General features: G+C 63.3%; 19 protein-coding genes and 1 tRNA gene. 15 read left to right on the top strand and 5 right to left on the bottom strand.

The window, feature by feature from the left end; all coding sequences use genetic code 11:
• Window positions 1-3 precede the first annotated feature (3 nt).
• A complete protein-coding gene (locus CRO75_RS15395; protein WP_062823349.1) occupies window positions 4-825 on the top strand; it encodes an HDOD domain-containing protein in 822 nt (273 codons plus the stop codon).
• 32 nt (window positions 826-857) lie between these two features.
• Here the strand turns inward: CRO75_RS15395 and CRO75_RS15390 are convergent, their stop codons facing one another.
• Window positions 858-2,243, bottom strand: coding sequence for a sensor histidine kinase (locus tag CRO75_RS15390; protein WP_009042581.1), 1,386 nt, complete (start codon window positions 2,241-2,243; stop codon window positions 858-860).
• Window positions 2,236-2,907, bottom strand: a complete 672-nt coding sequence (locus tag CRO75_RS15385) for a response regulator (protein WP_009042580.1) — start codon at window positions 2,905-2,907, stop codon at window positions 2,236-2,238. Before CRO75_RS15385 ends, CRO75_RS15390 begins: the two co-directional genes overlap by 8 nt.
• Before the next feature lie 235 nt (window positions 2,908-3,142).
• On the opposite strand from CRO75_RS15385, the gene CRO75_RS15380 reads away from it, so the two are divergent.
• From CRO75_RS15380 to CRO75_RS15360, 5 genes are all read left to right on the top strand, one after another.
• Complete coding sequence (locus tag CRO75_RS15380; protein ID WP_097136565.1) at window positions 3,143-4,435, top strand: OprD family porin; 1,293 nt, start codon at window positions 3,143-3,145, stop codon at window positions 4,433-4,435.
• A gap of 80 nt (window positions 4,436-4,515) precedes the next feature.
• Window positions 4,516-5,502, top strand: coding sequence for a tripartite tricarboxylate transporter substrate binding protein (locus CRO75_RS15375; protein WP_097136564.1), 987 nt, complete (start codon window positions 4,516-4,518; stop codon window positions 5,500-5,502).
• Window positions 5,503-5,558: 56 nt separating this feature from the next.
• Window positions 5,559-6,017, top strand: coding sequence for a tripartite tricarboxylate transporter TctB family protein (locus CRO75_RS15370; protein ID WP_009042577.1), 459 nt, complete (start codon window positions 5,559-5,561; stop codon window positions 6,015-6,017).
• A 1-nt stretch (window position 6,018) separates the two neighbouring features.
• Window positions 6,019-7,533 carry a tripartite tricarboxylate transporter permease gene (locus tag CRO75_RS15365; protein ID WP_009042576.1) on the top strand — a complete coding sequence of 505 codons (1,515 nt, stop codon included), beginning with the start codon at window positions 6,019-6,021 and terminating at the stop codon, window positions 7,531-7,533.
• On the top strand, window positions 7,526-8,557 hold the full coding sequence (locus tag CRO75_RS15360) for an AbrB family transcriptional regulator (protein WP_097136562.1): 1,032 nt from the start codon (window positions 7,526-7,528) through the stop codon (window positions 8,555-8,557). The genes CRO75_RS15365 and CRO75_RS15360 overlap by 8 nt, the downstream gene beginning before the upstream one ends.
• A 168-nt stretch (window positions 8,558-8,725) precedes the next feature.
• Here the strand turns inward: CRO75_RS15360 and ung are convergent, their stop codons facing one another.
• Window positions 8,726-9,418, bottom strand: coding sequence for a uracil-DNA glycosylase (gene ung / locus CRO75_RS15355; protein WP_009042574.1), 693 nt, complete (start codon window positions 9,416-9,418; stop codon window positions 8,726-8,728).
• A 131-nt stretch (window positions 9,419-9,549) separates the two neighbouring features.
• Between ung and CRO75_RS15350 the strand changes: the two genes are divergently transcribed.
• Window positions 9,550-10,662 carry an enoyl-CoA hydratase/isomerase family protein gene (locus CRO75_RS15350; RefSeq protein WP_097136560.1) on the top strand — a complete coding sequence of 371 codons (1,113 nt, stop codon included), beginning with the start codon at window positions 9,550-9,552 and terminating at the stop codon, window positions 10,660-10,662.
• Window positions 10,663-10,719: 57 nt separating this feature from the next.
• Here the strand turns inward: CRO75_RS15350 and CRO75_RS15345 are convergent, their stop codons facing one another.
• Window positions 10,720-11,142, bottom strand: a complete 423-nt coding sequence (locus CRO75_RS15345) for a hypothetical protein (RefSeq protein ID WP_097136559.1) — start codon at window positions 11,140-11,142, stop codon at window positions 10,720-10,722.
• Window positions 11,143-11,414: 272 nt separating this feature from the next.
• Here CRO75_RS15345 and CRO75_RS15340 point away from each other — a divergent pair, with 272 nt between their 5' ends.
• The 8 genes from CRO75_RS15340 to CRO75_RS15305 all read left to right on the top strand — a co-directional run bounded on the left by CRO75_RS15340 (window position 11,415) and on the right by CRO75_RS15305 (window position 17,555).
• Window positions 11,415-12,902: a sensor domain-containing diguanylate cyclase gene (locus CRO75_RS15340; RefSeq protein WP_097136556.1), complete on the top strand. Its 1,488-nt coding sequence runs from the start codon at window positions 11,415-11,417 to the stop codon at window positions 12,900-12,902.
• A 7-nt stretch (window positions 12,903-12,909) separates the two neighbouring features.
• Window positions 12,910-13,128 carry a cysteine-rich CWC family protein gene (locus tag CRO75_RS15335; RefSeq protein ID WP_274517825.1) on the top strand — a complete coding sequence of 73 codons (219 nt, stop codon included), beginning with the start codon at window positions 12,910-12,912 and terminating at the stop codon, window positions 13,126-13,128.
• 33 nt (window positions 13,129-13,161) lie between these two features.
• Complete coding sequence (locus tag CRO75_RS15330; RefSeq protein WP_097136554.1) at window positions 13,162-13,854, top strand: 16S rRNA pseudouridine(516) synthase; 693 nt, start codon at window positions 13,162-13,164, stop codon at window positions 13,852-13,854.
• A gap of 351 nt (window positions 13,855-14,205) precedes the next feature.
• The gene (locus CRO75_RS15325; RefSeq protein WP_062823359.1) at window positions 14,206-15,090 is read left to right on the top strand and encodes an alpha/beta hydrolase; all 885 of its coding nucleotides are present in this window, start codon (window positions 14,206-14,208) and stop codon (window positions 15,088-15,090) included.
• Between the two features lie 202 nt (window positions 15,091-15,292).
• A tRNA-Gly gene (locus CRO75_RS15320) sits at window positions 15,293-15,366 on the top strand.
• A gap of 446 nt (window positions 15,367-15,812) precedes the next feature.
• Entirely contained in the window at window positions 15,813-15,995 is a 183-nt protein-coding gene (locus CRO75_RS15315; RefSeq protein ID WP_053259927.1) for a type II toxin-antitoxin system HicA family toxin, read from the top strand.
• A 32-nt stretch (window positions 15,996-16,027) separates the two neighbouring features.
• A complete protein-coding gene (locus tag CRO75_RS15310) occupies window positions 16,028-16,435 on the top strand; it encodes a type II toxin-antitoxin system HicB family antitoxin (RefSeq protein WP_009042564.1) in 408 nt (135 codons plus the stop codon).
• 205 nt (window positions 16,436-16,640) lie between these two features.
• Complete coding sequence (locus CRO75_RS15305; RefSeq protein ID WP_097136552.1) at window positions 16,641-17,555, top strand: SGNH/GDSL hydrolase family protein; 915 nt, start codon at window positions 16,641-16,643, stop codon at window positions 17,553-17,555.
• 33 nt (window positions 17,556-17,588) lie between these two features.
• On the opposite strand, the gene CRO75_RS15300 is transcribed toward CRO75_RS15305, so the two are convergent.
• On the bottom strand, window positions 17,589-19,367 hold the full coding sequence (locus CRO75_RS15300) for a sensor domain-containing phosphodiesterase (protein ID WP_097136550.1): 1,779 nt from the start codon (window positions 19,365-19,367) through the stop codon (window positions 17,589-17,591).
• Window positions 19,368-19,521 lie beyond the last annotated feature (154 nt).

Here is a 19,521-nt window from a genome sequence, read left to right as displayed (position 1 = left end):
GAAATGAGTGAGCTGGCGGAAAAGGTCCAACAGGATTTGGTTGAGGCCATCGACAACGATGACCTGGTTCTGCCAACGCTACCGGAAGTGGCCCTGCAAATTCGCCGGGCCGCTGAAGATCCGGAAATCAGCGTCAGTACCCTGAGCAAAGTGATTGGCCGTGATACGGCGCTGTCGGCGCGCCTGATCAAAGTGGTCAACAGCCCCCTGCTGCGCGCCACCCAGGAAGTCACCGACCTGCACACCGCGATTACCCGGCTGGGCGTCAACTACAGCAGCAACCTGGCCATCGGCCTGGTCATGGAACAGATTTTCCATGCCCGCTCGGAGGTGATCGCGCAAAAGATGCACGACGTCTGGCGCAAAAGCCTGGAGGTGGCCGGCGTCAGTTATGCCCTGTGCCGCAGCCATACCCAGTTGAAACCCGACCAGGCCGCCCTCGGCGGGCTGGTGCACCAGATCGGCGTGCTGCCGATCCTGACCTATGCGGAAGATCACTATGAGCTGCTGTCCGACCCGGTCAGCCTCAACCACGTGATCGAGCACATCCATCCGTTGCTGGGCGACAAGCTGCTGCAGGTCTGGGAGTTTCCGGAACAGCTGGCCAAGTTGCCGGGGCAGTACCTGGACTTCCAGCGCCAGTCCGCGCGCCTGGACTACGTCGACCTGGTGCAGGTCGCCAGCCTGTATTGCCACAAGGACACCGACCACCCACTGGCGAAGATCGATATCCTCAGCGTGCCAGCCTTCAAAAAGCTCGGGATCGACCCCGAGAACAAAGTGATGTGCAGCGATCTGGCCGAGTCGCGGTCAATGTTCTATTGAATCAAGGCTCTACTGAACCTGTACCACAGCCTCTAGCCCGCGTTAAAACTCACCCGCACCTTCAGCCCCGCCTGCGCGCCATCGTGCAGGCTGATCTGCGCCAGATGGGCACGACAGATTTCGCCGACGATCGCCAGGCCCAGGCCGGAACCGGCGACATGGGGGTTGCGCCGGTAGAAGCGTTCGAACACCCGGTCGCGGTCTTCCAGGGGAATCCCCGGGCCGTCGTCCTCCACCTCCAGCACCGCCGGCGCACTGACCCGCAGGATCACGTTTCCGCCCGGCCTGGTGTGGGCCAGAGCATTGTCCACCAGGTTGCTCAGCAGTTCGTTCAAGAGGGTCGGCTCGCCGCGCAGCCACACCGGCTCATCGGCTTCCAGGGCCAGGGCGACACCCCGGGCGTGGGCCAAGGGCGCCATGGCCATGCCCAACTCGCGGGCCAACTGGCTGAGATCGAGCAATTGCGCGCCGCCCTCGGCAATCGCCCGGGCGCCGTTTTCGATCCGCGCCAGGGACAACAGTTGATTGGCCAGATGGGTCAGGCGATCGGTGCCCTGCGCGGCGCTTTCCAGGGTATTGCGCCAGGTCTCGGGCTCCGAGGCCCGCAGCCCCAGCTCCAGGCGCGCCTTGAGCGCCGCCAGGGGGGTGCGCAATTCATGGGCGGCGTCGGCGATGAACTGCGCCTGACGCTCGAACTGGCCACGCAGTCGCTCGGTGAAGTGATTGAGCGCCCGCACCAGTGGCCACAACTCGCGTTGCACCTCGACCAGCGGCAAGGGCCGCAAGTCGTCGGGCTGGCGCTCCTCCACCGCGCTGCGCAGACGCTCCAGCGGGCGCAACGCGGCGCTGACCGCGAACCACACCAGCAGCAAGGCCCCCATGGCCAGCATGCCCAGGCGCAACAGGGTATCGGCCATCAGGCTGCGCGCCATGCGGACCCGCGCCTCGTCGGTCTCCGCCACGCGAATCTCCGCCATGCCGTTCATGTTCGGCTCGCTGACCGCCTTGAGCAGGCTTACCACCCGAACGTTCTGCCCTTGGTAAGTGGCATCGTAGAACCGCGCCAGCGCCGGATAATCGTCGGTGCGCGGCGTGCCCGGCGGCGGACCGGGCAGGTTTTCATAACCGGAAATCAGCTTCTGATGGATATCGTTGACCTGGTAATAGATCCGCCCGGCACTGTCATAGGCGAAGGTATCGAGGGCGACATAGGGCACATTGGCGCTCAGGCCACCGTCACGCTGGGACAGGCCAGCGGCGATGGTCCGGGCCGAGGCCAGCAAAGTCCGATCGTAAGCCGTATCCGCCGCCTCGCGGCCGTTCCAGTAGGCACTCAGGCCGCTGGCCAGCATCAGCACCACCAGCAGCAGCGCCAGGTTCCACAGCAGGCGCCAGCGCAGGCTGCTGGGCCTATGCATCGCGGCTTTCCAACAGGTAGCCAAGCCCGCGGAAGGTGACGATGGCCACCGGCTGGCCGTCGAGTTTCTTGCGCAAGCGATGGACATAGATTTCGATGGCATCCGGGCTGGCCTCTTCATCCAGGCCGAACACCTGGGAAGCCAATTGCTCCTTGCTCATGACCCGCCCCGGCCGGGCGATCAGCGCCTCGAGCACCGCCTGCTCACGAGAGGTCAACGTCAGCAGTTCTTCACCCAGGGTAAAGCGCCGGGTATCGAGGTCGTAGGCCAGCACCCCGCAGCGCTGCACCCGCTCACCGCCGAGCACGCTGCGCCGCAGTAGGGCCTTGACCCGTGCTTCCAGCTCGGTCAGTTCGAAGGGCTTGGCCAGGTAGTCGTCCGCCCCCAGGTTGAGGCCGTGGACCCGGTCCTTGACATCGCTGCGCGCGGTCAGCATCAGCACCGGCAGGTTCTTGCCCCGGGCACGCAGGCGCGCCAGCACTTCGAAACCATCCAGACGCGGCAGGCCCACATCGAGGATCGCCATGGCGTAATCCTCGCTGCCCAGGGCCAGGTCCGCGGCGACTCCGTCGTGCAGCACATCCACGGTCAAACCCGTGCTCTTGAGCGCCTGGGCGACACTTTCAGCCAGCTGCAGGTGGTCTTCGACGAGAAGCACGCGCATGGATTTCCTACCTCGTTCAGGGGATCGACGGCACTTTTTATTGCCGCGGAGTTTACAGCCGAGACCGCTGCTGTGAAGCCCGAAAACCGTGAAAGTCTGCTGAAAGGTTAGCGAAAGGTTGGCCCTTTAGAGTCCTGTCACGGATTGTTTCGACTTCCGTGGCTACCCCCGGTGGCCTCCCGAAAAACGCCTCGAAGCGTTTTCGCCAATAAGAACAATAACGGAGTACAACACGATGCTGTCCATGCAGCCTCAGGCCTGCCAGCCTGTTCGTTTTTCCCATCTCAGCCACACCGCCCTCGCCAGCGCCGCCGCCCTTGCCGGTTTCTCACCGATCAGCCAGGCCGCCTTCTTCGAAGACAGCAGCGCCACCCTCGAAACCCGCAACATGTACTTCAATCGCGATTTCCGCAGCGGCACCAGTGCCCAGCAATCCAAGCGCGACGAATGGGCCCAGGGCTTCATGCTCAATCTGCAATCGGGCTACACCGACGGCACCGTAGGCTTCGGCGTCGACGCGCTGGGCATGCTCGGCATCAAGCTCGACTCCAGCCCCGACCGCACCGGCACCGGCCTGCTGCCGACCCACGACGACGGGCGCGCCGCCGACGAGTACTCCAAGGTCGGCCTGACCGGCAAAGTGAAAATCTCCGCCACCGAATTGAAGATCGGCAGCCTGATCCCGGAACTGCCGACCATCAAGCCCAACGACGGGCGCATCCTGCCGCAGACCTTCGAGGGCGGCCTGCTGACCTCCAGGGAAATCAAGAACCTGACCTTCACCGGCGGCCGCCTGGAGAAAGCCAAGGATCGCGACAGCACCGATTTCGAGGACATCGCCCTCAACAACAAGAACAGCCGCTTCGTCGGCACCGTCGCCGGCAAGCACTTCGACTTCGGCGGCCTGGACTACAAGTTCACCGACAAGATCACCGGCAGCTACCATTTCGCCCAGCTCGCCGAGGTCTACAACCAGCACTTCTTCGGCCTCCTTGCCTCGCAGCCGATGGGCCCGGGCACCTTCGCCACGGACCTGCGCTTCGCCGTCAGTGACGACCAGGGCCAGGCCCGCGGCGGCAAGATCGACAACAAATCCCTCAACGGCCTGGTGAGCTATGCCCTGAACGGGCATAAACTCAGCGCCGGCTACCAGCACATGTCCGGCGACAGCGCCTTCCCCTACCTCGACGGGGCCGACCCGTACCTGGTCAACTTCGTGCAGATCAACGACTTCGCCGGCGCCGAAGAGCGCTCCTGGCAAGCCCGCTACGATTACGACTTCGGCAAGCTCGGCATCCCTGGCCTGACCTTCATGACCCGCTACCTGAGCGGCGACAACATCGCCCTGAAAAACGGCGATACCGGCAAGGAATGGGAACGCAACACCGAGATCAAGTACGTGGTGCAAAGCGGCACCTTCAAGGACGTCGCGGTGCGCCTGCGCAACGCCACCTACCGCTCCAACTATTCGGCCCGCGATGCGGATGAAGTGCGCCTGCTGGTGAGCTACAGCCTGGCGCTCTGGTAATCGACCGACCTTGGGCAGGCGCCACGCCTGCCAAGGCCCCTGGCATGCAACACACAACAACAACTCCTGTGGAGACAAGCATGAACCCATCACTGCGTAAATTGGCCCTCGCCGCCGGCTGTATACTGTTCGCCGGTCAACTGCTCGCCGCCAGCGCCGAACCCAAACGCCCGGAATGCATCGCCCCGGCCTCCCCCGGCGGCGGTTTCGACCTGACCTGCAAACTGGCGCAGAGCGCGCTGGTCAACGAAAAGCTGCTGACCAAGCCGATGCGCGTGACCTACATGCCCGGCGGTGTCGGCGCGGTGGCCTACAACGCGGTGGTGGCCCAGCGTCCCGCCGACGCCGGCACGCTGGTGGCCTGGTCCAGCGGTTCGCTACTGAACCTGGCCCAGGGCAAGTTCGGCCGTTTCGATGAAAGCGCGGTGCGCTGGCTGGCCGCGGTCGGCACCAGCTATGGCGCCATCGCGGTGAAGAGCGACTCGCCGTACAAGACCCTCGACGACCTGGTCAAGGCGCTGAAGAAAGACCCGAGCTCGGTGGTGATCGGCTCCGGCGGCACCGTCGGCAGCCAGGACTGGATGCAGACCGCGCTGATCGCCAAGGCCGCCGGGATCAACCCGCGCGACCTGCGCTACGTGGCCCTGGAAGGCGGCGGCGAAATCGCCACCGCGCTGCTGGGCGGGCACATCCAGGTCGGCAGCACTGACATTTCCGACTCCATGCCGCACATCCAAAGCGGCGACATGCGCCTGCTCGCGGTGTTCTCCGACAAGCGCCTGGACGAGCCGGAAATGAAAGACATCCCGACCGCCAAGGAGCAGGGCTACGACATCGTCTGGCCAGTGGTGCGCGGCTTCTACCTCGGGCCGAAGGTCAGCGACGAAGACTACGCCTGGTGGAAAGACGCCTTCGACAAGCTGCTGGCTTCCGAAGAGTTCGCCAAGCTGCGCGACCAGCGCGAGCTCTTCCCGTTCGCCATGACCGGGCCGGAACTGGACGCCTACGTGAAGAAACAGGTGGCCGACTACAAGACCCTGGCCAAAGAGTTCGGCCTGATCCAGTAATCGCCCCTGTCTAGCGGCCCTGCCCCTTTCGCGGGGGCGGGGCCCAGGAGTTTCCCATGCTCTTACAACGCCTTTTCGCCTCGCTGCTGCTCTTGGTCTGCCTGGGCCTGGCACTGATGGCCTGGCCCTACCAGGCCGCTTTTTCCTACGAACCGGTCGGCCCGCGCGCCTTTCCCCTGCTGATGCTCGGCCTGATGGGCCTGGCGCTGCTGTACATGGTGTTTCGCCCGGCGCCGATCAAGCACAGCGAAGACGAGCCGCCACTGGACCGTGAAACCCTGACTAAGATCAGCATCTGTGTGGTCCTGCTGCTGATCTTCGCCGGTCTGTTCGAACCCCTGGGTTTCATTCTCAGCAGCATCCTGATCGGCATTCCGATGGCGCGCCTGTACGGCGGCCGCTGGGTGCCCAGCGCCGTGGTCACCACGCTGATGGCCATCGGTCTGTATGTGCTTTTCGACCGGGTGATGGACGTGCCACTGCCCCTGGGCCTGCTCGACGTTCTGGAGAACTGATATGGATACGCTTGGCTATTTGGGCCAGGGTTTCGGCGTCGCGCTGAGCCCCTACAACCTGGTCACCGCCCTGACCGGGACCCTGATCGGCACCGTGGTCGGCCTGCTCCCGGGCCTGGGTCCGATCAACGGCGTAGCACTGCTGATCCCGATCGCCTTCGCCCTCGGCCTGCCACCGGAGTCGGCGCTGATCCTGCTGGCGGCGGTGTACCTGGGTTGCGAATACGGTGGCCGGATCAGTTCGATCCTGCTGAACATCCCGGGCGAAGCCTCCACCGTGATGACCACCCTCGACGGCTACCCGATGGCACGCCAGGGCCTGGCCGGCGTGGCTCTGTCGCTGTCGGCCTGGAGCTCGTTCATCGGCGCCTTCATCGCCACCTGCGGCATGGTGATGTTCGCCCCGCTGCTGGCGAAATGGGCGATCGCCTTCGGCCCGGCGGAGTATTTCGTGCTGATGGTGTTCGCCATTGTCTGCCTCGGCGGCATGGCCGGCGATCGTCCGATCAAGACCTTTATCGCCGCGCTGATCGGGCTGTTCCTGTCGTCGGTCGGCATCGACGCCAACAGCGGCGTGTACCGTTTCACCGGCGATAACATCCACCTCACCGACGGCATCCAGTTCGTGGTGCTGGTACTGGGCCTGTTCTCCATCAGCGAGATCCTGTTGCTGCTGGAAAAAACCCATCGCGGCCAGGAAGCGGTGAAAGCCACCGGACGCATGATGTTCAACTTCAAGGAAGCGGCGTCGGTGTTCGTGGTGAACATCCGTTGCGGCCTGCTGGGCTTCATCATGGGCGTCTTGCCGGGTGCCGGCGCGACCCTGGCCAGCGCCGTGGCCTACATGACCGAAAAACGCATCGCCGGCGCCAGCGGCAAGTTCGGCCAGGGCGACAAGCGCGGCCTGGCGGCACCGGAAACCGCGATCGGCGCCTCGGCCTGCGGCGCCCTGGTACCGATGCTGACCCTCGGCGTCCCGGGCTCGGGCACCACCGCGGTGATGATCGGCGCCCTGTCGCTGTACAACATCACCCCGGGCCCGCTGCTGTTCCAGCAGCAACCGGACATCGTCTGGGGCCTGATCGCCTCGTTGTTCATCGCCAACATCATGCTGGTGGTCCTCAACATCCCGATGATCCGCGTCTTTACCCGCATCCTCGCCGTGCCGAACTGGGCCCTGGTGCCGGTGATCGCAATCATCACCGGGATCGGCGTCTACGCGGTGCACGCCACCACCTTCGACCTGTTCCTGATGGTCGGCATCGGCATCTTCGGCTACATCCTGCGCAAGCTGGACTTCCCGCTGTCACCGGTGCTGCTGGGCTTTATCCTCGGCGGGCTGATGGAGCAGAACCTGCGTCGCGCGCTGTCGATCTCCAACGGCGCGATGGAAATCCTCTGGTCCAGCCCGATCACCGTCGGCGTCTGGGTGCTGACTGTGATCATGCTGCTGATGCCGATGATCCGCATCTGGCGCAAGCGTTCGGCCCTGCAACGCGCCGTGGCCGATGTCTGAGGCCAGCTTCAAACAGTGGTGGGGTACGCCCCTGGTCGGTCTGGCCGGCGGTTACCTCGCCAGCCAGATCGGCTGGCCGCTGCCGTGGATGGTCGGCTCGCTGCTGGCGATCATCCTGGTGCGCTGCCTGACGCCCTGGCAACTGGGGGAAATTCCCGGCGGCCGCAAATGCGGGCAATGGGTAGTGGGCATCGGCATCGGCCTGCACTTCACCCCGGTGGTGATGGAGCAGGTCATGAGCCATTTCGGCCTGATCTTCTTCGGTGCCCTGGTCACCAGCCTGTCCAGCGTGGTCGGGGTCTGGCTGCTGCGGCGCACCGGTGAGGACCGGGCCACCGCCTTCTTCTCCAGCATGCCGGGCGGCTCCGGCGAGATGGTCAACCTCGGCGCGCGCAACGGCGCGGTGCTCAGCCGCGTGGCGGCCGGGCAGAGCCTGCGGGTGCTGGTGGTGGTCTTGTGTGTACCGGCGGCCTTCAAGTACCTGCTCGGTGAAGGCGTGCCCCAACTGCATCCGGCCAGCGTCGATTGGCGCTGGCTGGCCGTATTGTTTCCGGCGGGCGCCCTGCTCGCCTGGCTCTGGCAACGCCTGCGCCAGCCCAACCCCTGGTTGTTCGGGCCGCTGCTGGTCAGCGCCGCGGTCAGTATCGGCTGGGACCTGCATATCGGCCTGCCGGACGGCGGCAGCCAGATCGGCCAATGGCTGATCGGCAGCGGCCTGGGCTGTCACTTCAATCGCCAGTTCTTCCGCCGCGCGCCCTCGTTCATGGGCCGCACCCTGGTCGGCACGGCGCTGACCATGCTGATTGCCAGCCTCGCGGCCGTGGCCCTGAGCGCCTTGACTCATCTGGATTTGCGTTCGCTGACGTTGGGCATGATGCCCGGCGGCATCGCGGAAATGAGCCTGACGGCCGAGACCCTGCAACTGTCGGTGCCGCTGGTGACGGCGATGCAGGTGATGCGCTTGCTGTTCGTGCTGTTTCTGGCCGAGCCGCTGTTCCGGCATTGGGACAAGAAACCGGACTGAAGCCGGTCCCCTGTAGCCGCTGCCGCAGGCTGTGATCGACCCCGAAGGGGGCGCGATGTTCAGCGTCGCCGAGGTCCTTCGGACCTATCGCAGCCTGCGGCAGCGGCTACAGGGTTTTGCGTTGAGCTCTGTAGCGAGGCTTGCCCGCGATGGCTGCCTTCCCCACCATCAAACCGGAGGCAACCGCCACTCGATCGGCGTCTCGCCATTCTGCTCGAGGTACTTGTTGGTCCGGCTGAAATGCCCGCAACCGATAAAGCCACGGTACGCCGACAGGGGCGACGGATGCACCGAAGTCAGCACCAGGTGCTTGGTGGCATCGATCAGCTTCTGCTTGCCCTGGGCGTGGGAACCCCACAGCAGGAACACCAGGTGCGGCTGGTGCTCGCTCACCACTTCGATGATCCGGTCGGTGAAATGCTGCCAACCCCTGCCCGCGTGGGAAGCGGCGTTGGCCCGTTGCACGGTCATGGTGGTGTTGAGCATCAACACACCCTGGTCGGCCCAGCTCTGCAGGTAGCCGTGGTTGGGCATGTCGATGTTCAGGTCGCGCTTGAGCTCTTTATAGATATTCACCAGGGACGGCGGCGCCGGCACGCCCGGCTGCACCGAGAAGCATAGGCCGTGGGCCTGGCCGGGGCCGTGGTAAGGATCCTGGCCGAGGATCACCACCTTGACCTTGTCCAGTGGCGTGGAATTCAGCGCATTGAAGATCAGCGGGCCCGGCGGGTAGATCTCCTTGCCAGCGGCATGTTCCTGACGCAGGAACTCGCGCAACTCCGCCATGTAAGGCTGGTCGAATTCGGCACGCAGCGCCTGCTTCCAGCTGGGTTCGAGTTTGATACGGTCGTCATCGGTCATGGTTGCACCCGGAAAAATCAATGGGCGCACCCTAGGAAAGCCCACCACGCTTGTCAATTGATCTGACGCAGAACCGCCACTTTCGCCTATAGCGATCATACTGAACGCTCAAATTCCCGATCGAGGTCACGATGAATCTGCACTTCGAAGAACTCACCGGCACCGACGGCGCGCGCATCGCAATTGCCAGCCTGGATGCCGAACACTCCCTCAACGCCTTGTCCCTGCCCATGATCCATCTGTTGAGCGACCGCCTGGAATCCTGGGCCAAGGACCCGCAAGTGGTCTGTGTGCTGTTGCGCGGCAACGGCGCCAAGGCCTTCTGCGCCGGCGGCGAAGTACGCAGCCTGGTCCAGGCCTGCCTGGCCCACCCCGGCGAAGTACCGCCGCTGGCCGCGCAGTTCTTCGCCGCGGAATACCGTCTCGACTACCGCCTGCATACCTACCCGAAACCGCTGATCTGCTGGGGCCACGGCTATGTGCTCGGTGGCGGCATGGGCTTGCTGCAGGGCGCCAGCATCCGCATCGTCACGCCAAGCAGCCGCCTGGCGATGCCGGAAATCAGCATCGGCCTGTACCCGGATGTCGGCGCCAGTTGGTTTCTCTCGCGCCTGCCGGGCAAGCTCGGGCTGTTCCTCGGCCTGACCGGCGCGCATATGAACGGCCGCGACGCCATCGACCTGGACCTGGCCGACCGCTTCCTGCGGGACGACCAGCAAGAAGCGCTGATCAACGGGCTGCTACAGCTCAACTGGCAGGAACAGACGCCGATGCAGCTCAACAGTCTGCTCAAGGCCCTGCAACAGGAGGCCGTCGAACAAATGCCCGCAGCCCAGTGGCTACCACGGCGCCAGCAGATCGACGAGTGGCTGGACGTCAGCGATGTACGCTGTGCCTGGCGAGCCATCAGCCAGTTGCACAATCACTCCGATGCCCTGCTGGCGCGGGCGGCGAAAACCCTCAGCGAAGGCTGCCCGTTGACCGCCTGCCTGGTCTGGGAGCAGATCCAGCAGGCCCGGCACCTGTCCCTGGCCCAGGTGTTCCAGATGGAATACACCCTGAGCCTGAACTGCTGCCGGCATCCCGAATTCAGCGAAGGGGTGCGGGCGCGCCTGATCGACAAGGATCACAAACCCCGCTGGCACTGGCCGGACATCAACAGCATCCCCGACGCCGTGGTCGAGGCGCATTTCCACAAGGCCTGGGAAGGCCGTCACCCCTTGGCGGATCTGTCGGACTTCTAAAAAAGCCGGCCATGAAAAAAGCGGCGCTCCAGGCGCCGCTTGTTGGTTGTGGGCAGATCAACGGTTGTGATGGCGATCACGGCGGTGATCGTCGCGACCACGATCGCTCCAGTCTCGACCGCCCCGCCGGCCGTCATGGTCGCGGCGGCCGTCATGCCGATAGTCGTTGTTCCAGCCCTGGCGGTGGCCATCCCAGCCACGGTTCGGGTAGGCGCGATAAACAGCCCGCGGCGCCGACTGGTAGTAACGCGGTGCCGGCTGGTAATACCGGGGCTGGTAGTACCGCGGCGCTGGTTGGTAATAACGCGGCGCGTAATAGCCGCGGCCGGAAGAATAATAGGAACCGCCGTAGTAGACCGGCGCCGGCGTCGTATAGACCTCAGAGCGGTAGTAAGTGGAACCTCCGTCGTAGTCGTAATAGGGAACGCAGGCAGAAAGAGCCAAACCCAGGAACGCAGTGAGAAGAATTCGACGATACATGGCGGCCTCCTGGACCGCTGATGGGCCATGCCAGCGACGCTGGCCGGCGGCAGCCAAGGATGTTCTGGCTGACGAAATATCTGACCGCGAAAACCGGGTCTGGTGCGATTTTGGTTACACCTTGATACAAGTCGCCAGGCAAGGATTTTGGATCCGAAAACGGCCGGTTTTCGCGGGCTGTATGCCATTGCTGGCGAGCGATCAAATGGCGCAGCTACCCGTCGGCGCGGCCACTAGAATGCTTGCATCGGGTCACGGCCACGGAGTCGTCCATGCCGCTTAGCTCCCCGCTGTATTCGCAACGCTGGTTGATCATCACGCTCATCGCGCTGCTGGGCGGCGGTTTTATGGTCACCTCCTTACTCAGCTATTACGCCTTGCGAACCTCGATCCGCGACAACATCGTCAACACCGAGCTGCCGCTGACCTCCGACACCGTGTATTCGGAGATCCAGAAAGACCTGGTACGACCGATCCTGATCTCTTCGATGATGTCCCGCGATACCTTCATGCGCGACTGGGTGATGGGTGGCGAACGCGATCCCGAGCAGATGACCCGCTATCTCAACGAGGTGATGACCCACTACGGCGCCTACACCGCGTTCTTCGTCTCCAACAGCAGCCTGACCTACTACCACGCCAAGGGCGTGCTGAAGAAAATCGCTCCTGATACCCCCCGCGACGCCTGGTATTTCCGGGTCCGCGACATGGCCACCCCGTATGAAATCAACGTCGATCCGGACCAGGCCAACCAGAACAACCTGACGTTTTTCATCAACTACAAGGTCTACGACTACCAGGACAATTTCATCGGCGCCGCGGGTGTCGGCCTGAAGGTCGATGCGGTGATCAAGCTGATCGACCGCTACCAGCAGCGTTATCAGCGCAGCGTGTATTTCGTCGATACCCAGGGCCGGATCGTCCTCACCGGGGCCGAAGGCGGCCCGCAGGGCGCTCGGGCCGGCCAGTCGCTGTTCGAACTGGAAAACCTGCACGACCTGCAGGCCAGGCTGCCCAAGCCCCACAGCGGCAACTACGAATACAGCGCCCCAGACCAGCGGCACTTCCTCAATGTGCGTTTCATTCCCGAGCTGAACTGGTACCTGTTCGTCGACAAGCGCGAGGACAGCGCCCTGGGCGATATCCGCCGCTCGCTGTACCTCAACCTGCTGATCTGCCTGGCGATCACCCTGATCGTGCTGACCCTGCTCAACGGCGTGGTCAGACGTTTCCAGCGCAAGATCGAAGCCCAGGCCACCCTCGACAGCCTCACCGGCCTGCCCAACCGCCGCGGCTTCGACCTGCTGGCTGCCCAGGCCATGCTCGAAGCCCAGCGCGAGCCCAAGCCGCTGACCGCCCTGCTGCTCGACCTGGACCACTTCAAACGCCTCAACGACACCTACGGCCACCTTGCCGGCGACCAGGTGTTGAGCGGCTTCGCCCGGCACCTGGCAAGCTGTCTGCGCCAGTCCGATATCGTTTGCCGTTGGGGCGGCGAAGAGTTCATCGTGCTGCTCAAGGACACCGACAGCGCCACGGCGCTGAAGATCGCCGAGAAGATCCGCCTGCTGATCGAGCAACAGCGCTATACCTACGAGGGCAAGAATATGCGGCTGACCGTCAGCATCGGCGTGACCACACTCCAGGCGGACGATACCCTGCACAGCCTGCTGTCACGCGCCGACCACGCGATGTACCGTGCCAAGCAGACTGGCCGAAACCGAACCTGCGTGGAAATGCCTCACTCCCGTTATGAATGAACCGACCCTGAACAGCCCCAGCCTCTGCCCAGCCTGCGGCGCCCGCAACGACTGCAGCCTGGCCGACCCGCGTACCGCCGACCAGGCCTGCTGGTGCTACAGCGTGAGCATCGACCCGGCGGTGCTCGAAGCCCTGCCGCCGGAGCTGCGCGATCGCGCCTGCCTGTGCCCGCGCTGTGCCCGGGTCGACGCGCAACTGCAAGCGGCCGCCCGGCCGATCCCGTAAGATGCGCAGCCTTTTGCCAGCCTGCCGATAGCCATGCGCGTTGATCGCTTCCTCAGCAACCTGCCCCGCTTCAACCGCCAGCAGGTGCGCCTGCTGCTGGTGGCAAAGCGCATCCGTATCGACGGCCAGGTGGTCAGAGATCCCCATGCCGAGGTGCGCGAGTTCAGCCGGGTCGAGCTCGACGACGAAGTGCTGCAGGCCGGCAAGCCGCCGCGTTATTTCATGCTGCACAAACCCATGGGCTGCGTCAGCGCCACCCGCGATCCCGAACACCGCACCGTGCTCGACCTGCTGGACGAACCGGACAAGCACGAGCTGCACATCGCCGGGCGCCTGGACTACAACACCACCGGTTTGCTGATCCTCACCAACGACGGCAGCTGGTCGCGGCGCCTGACCCAGCCGCAGACCAAACTGCCGAAGCGCTACTACGTCGAGACCGAACAGGACATAGGCCCGGAGTACGCCGAGACCTTCGCCCGGGGCCTGTACTTCGCTTTCGAGGACCTCACCACCCTGCCCGCCGAGCTGCAGATCCTCGGCCCCCGGTGCGCGCGGCTGAGCATCGTCGAAGGCCGCTACCACCAGGTCAAACGCATGTTCGGCCATTTCGACAACAAGGTCTTGCGCCTGCACCGCGAACGCATGGGACCGCTGGCCCTCGACGAAAAACTGGTGCCCGGAGGGTACCGGCCGCTGACCGATGAAGAAATCCGCCTGGTCTGAGCGTCTACAATTTCCGTAGCCGCTGTAAGCCATCGACGATGCGATGACCATTCAGCCGAAGTTGTCGAACAATTTACCAACGGCACTTGCGAGACGGCGTTCTCCCTGCTTGAATCAGTCCGTCGGCCGAAATGTGACCGATGAGTCACGAACATACTTCTAAGAAATCCTTTGCCGTCCGAGCCGCCTGTGCTCACCCCGCATTACGGCAAATTGCCCGCTTATAACAACACCCGTCGACCATCTGTTACGGATCGACATGGGCTAAAAAATTCCAGGCGTATGCCTACCTGTCACAAATCTCGTGCACCCTCGGTTGCGCGCATACCCGCTTGCCAGGAGTCTTATGACATGAGGCCAGAAATCGCTGTGCTGGATATACAAGGTCAGTATCGGGTTTACACGGAGTTCTATCGCGCAGATGCCGCAGAAAAGACCATCATTCTGGTCAACGGCTCAATGGCCACCACTGCGTCTTTTGCGCAGACCGTGAAGAACCTGTATCCGCAATTCAATGTAGTGCTCTACGACCAGCCCTACGCCGGTCGTTCGAAAGCCCACAACAAACACGAGAAAATGCTCACCAAGGAAGTCGAGGGGCTGATCCTGCTGGAGCTGATCGACCACTTCGCCGCCGAGCACGTGATGTCGTTTTCCTGGGGTGGCGCGCCGACGCTGCTCGCCCTGGCACAACGCCCGCGGCGCATTGAAAAGGCGGTGATCAGCTCGTTCTCGCCGGTGATCAACGAGCCGATGCGCGACTACCTCGAACGCGGTGTCGATTACCTCGGCAGCCGGGACGGCGGCCGTGTCGGGCACCTGGTCAACGAGACCATCGGCAAGCACCTGCCGTCACTGTTCAAGCGTTTCAACTATCGCCATGTCAGCACCCTGGCCGAGCATGAATACGGGCAGATGCATTTCCACATCAGCCATATCCTCAACAGCGACCGCCAGTGCTACCTGAAAGCGGCGAAGAACATCGAGGTACCGATGCTGTTCATGAACGGTGAATGGGACGAATACACCGCCGCCAATGACGCCCGGCTGTTCGGCAACCATGTCCGGCACTCGACGTTCAGCACCATCCAGGCCGCCGGGCACTTCCTCGACATGGAACACAAGGCCGCCTGCCGGGACAGCCGTAACGCGCTGATGGGGTTCCTCAAACCGACCCAGCACACCAGTCGTCCGCGCTATCACTACCTGCAGGACCACCATGCCCTGGCTATCTGAAGTGGCGTCATCGCGAGCAACTCGTCCCCTGCCCCAGAAGCGAGCTTGCCCGCGATAGACCGCAAGCCGGTCTTCGCCCCGTCGCCGCGATGACGGCGTAGAAGCGTGCCTGCGTGCATCTCCCGCCGCTTCGCAAACACAGATCCGGCAAAGAAAAACTTCAAATCCGCGCGCACTTCTGGTACAAAGTCAGCCGCTCCGAGCGGGTGTCGTATAATGGCATTACTCCAGCTTCCCAAGCTGATAACGAGGGTTCGATTCCCTTCACCCGCTCCACTTCATTCGAGTCCAGCGTCAGGCCCTGCCGACGAGGGATGCAGAAACAAAAAAACCGGTCCTCGATTGACCGGTTTTTTTATGGGCGCTTTATCAACCTGCGGCCACGATGAACGAGCACGGAAATGGCAATAGCCCCGAATAGCCCCGTGCTGTCCTCCAGCGCCTCGACCGGGTTCGCTCATCTTCAAAGATGCTGACCAGGCCCGCTCATCTGTATTCCTGTCGACCCTCAACGAAATCAGCTTGGCCAGTACTTCGGCAGATATCGCGGTTCGAGAAGGATCCTGCAACACAGCCAGCGCTCTTATCCGCCGCGTTCCAAACTCGCTCTTTCTACACTTCAGCCTGCGGAGTTCCCCCTGCCAACGACCGTCGGGCGGGCCAGGTATTGAACACATTTTTTTGGTAGGTATAGTAACCACCAAACATCACAAGGAGGTGATGTGGACAGTCGGTATTTGATCGGCCAAATCGTCGCAGACGGTTGGTATCTGGTCAGGGTCAGGGGCAGTCACCACCATTTCAAGCATCCCCATAAACCGGGGCTGGTGACCGTTCCCCATCCCAAAAAGGACCTGCTGAGAAAAACCGCCATCAGTATTCTGAAACAGGCGCTGCTCATGTGAAGGCGATTCACCGCGCCCTGGAGGTTCCGCACATGCTTTACCCGATTGCAATTTCAATGGGCGATGACGAACACGCCTGGGGGGTGGAAGTCCCCGATATTCCTGGCTGTTTCTCGGCCGGCGACGACCTCGACGACGCCATGGCCATGGCCCGCGAAGCCATCGAAGGGCACTTCGAGATTCTCGCTGAAGACGGTGCCCCCATCCCGCACGCCAACAAGGTCACCCTGCACGCGGCCAACCCCCGGTACGCAGGCTGCACCTGGGCGCTGATCGACATCGATGTCACCAAGTACCTGGGCAAGGCGCAGAAGCTCAACATCACCCTGCCCGGCTACTTGCTGAACCGCATCGACGAATACGTGCTGCATCACCCGGAAGCCAAGAGCCGCTCGGGTTTTCTCGCTTCGGCTGCACTGAAGGTATTGCAGCAAGACTGAACACGCCGCCCTGACCGAAGAACGTGAGCGGCCAATAAGGTTGTTGGTGGCCGCTCAACGCTGGACCGGCCGGGTGGAATTTAGTCGTACAGGTCGCTCACAGGCACGCGCGGACGAGTACGGCTAAGCCCAGGTCGCATCCGGCGCATCGGCAACACTCGAAACTTCTACGATGAGCCCTCGACTTTCACCGTAGAGACCGCCCATGCGCCAGATCCTGCTCGCTCCCTTGCTCGCACTTTCGTTGGCCGCCGGCAACTGCCTGGCCGGCCCTTCGTTCGATCGTCTCTACGCCTTCGGCGACAGCTATTCCGATAACGGCGCCAGCGACCGCTTGACCCGGGACATGCTCGCCCACCAGTTCAAGGACGCCCAGCAACTGCCCGGCGAGCTGTATTGGCAAGGCCGCTGGAGCAACGGCCCGACCGCCGTGGAAGTGCTTGCCAAAAGCCTGCGGTTGCCCCTCACCGATCACGCCGTTGGCGGCGCGAAAAGCGGGCAGAACAATTACTACGCCTGGATGACCGCGTACCGCGACACAGGAGTGAGCGGGCAGATCGACGACTACCTGGCCAACGCCAAAGGCCAGGCCGACCCTGGCGCGCTGTACTTCATCTTCATCAGCGCCAACGACTTTTTCGAGCATGCCGACTTCGGCCACAAGGAACCGATCGACCAACTGGCCGCCAGCAGCAGCGCCCATATCCAGAATGCCGTCAGTCGCCTGGCCAAGGCCGGCGCCAGGCATTTCCTGGTGGTCGGCAGCACCGACCTGCGCCATGCCCCGGCGGTGGTGGCCAGCGGGCAGAGCGAACAGGCGCTGCGCTATCAACGGATACTTGAACGGCAACTGCCGTCGCTGCTGGTGGCCGAGAGCAAAAAGCTCAATGTACAAATCACCTACTTCGACCATATCGCCTTCAGCGATCAGCTGCGCCGCCGGCCTGCCGAGCATGGCCTGGCCCAGCTCGACCGACCGTGCCAGCCGACCTATCCCGAGGTGAAGCCAGCGTGCGCCCATCCAGACGAATATTTCTATTGGGATGAATGGCACCCGACCCGCAAAGTCCATGCCCTGGCGGGCGAAGCCATGGCCAAGACCCTCGGCCAGGCCCGCTAAGGCACAGCCTCGCCGGCGAGCGGCAGGCCTGCCCTAGACACAAAGCTGCAACGGGAACCGATTCGCCCCGCTCCAGGCCAGGAAGCGCTCCTGCAGCATCGGCCTGGCGAGGAAATAACCCTGGGCTTCATCGCAACCGAACGTGTAGAGCATCTGCAGGCATTTGAAACTCTCGATGCCCTCGGCCACGGTGCGATAACCCAGCTCACGGGCCAGGCTGATGATCGAGCGGGTGATCTTCTGGTGCTGGGTGTTGCGCTCAAGGTCGGTGATCATCGACTTGTCGAGTTTCACCACGTTGGCCGGGATCTGGTGCAGGTAGGCGAAGTTGCTGTAGCCAGTGCCGAAATCATCGATGGCCACGTCCATGCCCAGGTCGCGAATGCGCGTCAATTGCGCCAGGACATTCGGGTTGGAACGCAGCCACTCGCCCTCGGTGATCTCCACTTCGAGCCGCCGTGGGTCAATGCCATGCAGCTCACAGGCGCGGCGGATCAGCTCGGCGATATCCTGGTCCTCGAAATCCTTGGGCGACAGATTGATCGACAGCTTGCAGCTCTCGGGCAGGCCCCAGGTGCGCAACTTGCTCAACACCGTATCGATGACCCAGCGGGTCACCTGATGAATCAGGCCGTTGCGCTCCATCACCGGAATGAACTCGGCGGGCGAGATCGGCCCCAGCCACGGATGTTCCCAGCGCAACAAGGCTTCGGCACTGACCTGGGCTCCGTCGGGCAGGGCGAAGCGTGGCTGGAACATCAGGTAGATCTGGCCACTGCGCAAGGCGTCGTTGAGGTCCGACGCCAGGTTGAACGCGCGGCGCTGGGCATGATCGCGCCCGGCATCGTAATGCGCCCAGAAACTGCGCCCGGCCATGGCCAGCTCCAGGGCGAACATGGCCTTGCGCAAGGCATCGTCCACCGACTGGATATCGATCTCGAACTCCACAGTTCCGGCGCAGACCGTGGGAATCATGGGAAACCCCAGCCCGGGCGGCTGGCGACGCAGGCGACTGACCAGCGCATCGAGCAGTCTATCGAGCCCCTCGGCCGGCGCCGGCAGCAGGAAACCGAAGCGCTTGACCGACACGTGATAGACCCGCACATGCCGCCCCAGGTACTCCTGCAAACGCAGCGCGAGAAAACGGATGATGGTCTCGAAAGGTGCCAGCCCCAGGGCCAGGGTCAGTTCGTGGGCCACCTTCATGTCCAAGGCATCGATCAGCACCAGCACGCGCTGTTCGCCGATGTGGTGCTCGACCAGGTCACGCAGGTCGCTCTGGAACTGCTCGCGATTGGCCAGGCCGCTGACCGGGTCGCGACGACGCTGGCGCTGGCGCTGCTCGACCTGCTCCATGACCATCGCCGCCATGTCCCGCAACTGCTGGCGTTCGACGATGCTCAACTGCTGCTCGACCTTGTCGATGATGCACAGGCTGCCGATGGCATAACCGGACGCGGTCAACAGCGGCGCCCCGGCGTAAAAGCGGATACCCTGCTCGCGGGTCACCAGCGGGTTGTCCTGGAAACGCGGATCGAGCGCCGCGTTGCGCACCTCCAGCACTTCGCGGCCTTGCACCGTGAAGGCGCAGAACGACTGGCTTATGGGAGTCTGCGGCTCATCGAAACCCACCCGCGACTTGAACCACTGACGATCACGGTCCACCAGGCTGATCAAGGCGGTAGGCACCTTGAAGTACTCGGCCGCCATGCGGCAGATCCGGTCGAAATTCTCGCAACTGGCGGTGTCCAGCAACTCCAGGGCATGCAGGGCGGCCAGGCGCCGCTCCTCGGCGATCGCCTTATCGGGCATACACAACCTCGGGCCGGGATAACGCGATCATCACAATAAACAACCTATTCGCAGGAAGGCTGGAGGGCGGCGCGACGGGGATGAAAGCGATAGTGGCATTAGGACATCCCAGCCACCAGAATGACTGACGGGCAGGCGCTTGCCAAACCCATCC

Source organism: Pseudomonas sp. LAMO17WK12:I10 (assembly GCF_900215185.1).
Classification (GTDB): domain Bacteria; phylum Pseudomonadota; class Gammaproteobacteria; order Pseudomonadales; family Pseudomonadaceae; genus Aquipseudomonas; species Aquipseudomonas chlororaphis.
This window is presented reverse-complemented; position numbering and strand designations above follow the sequence as displayed.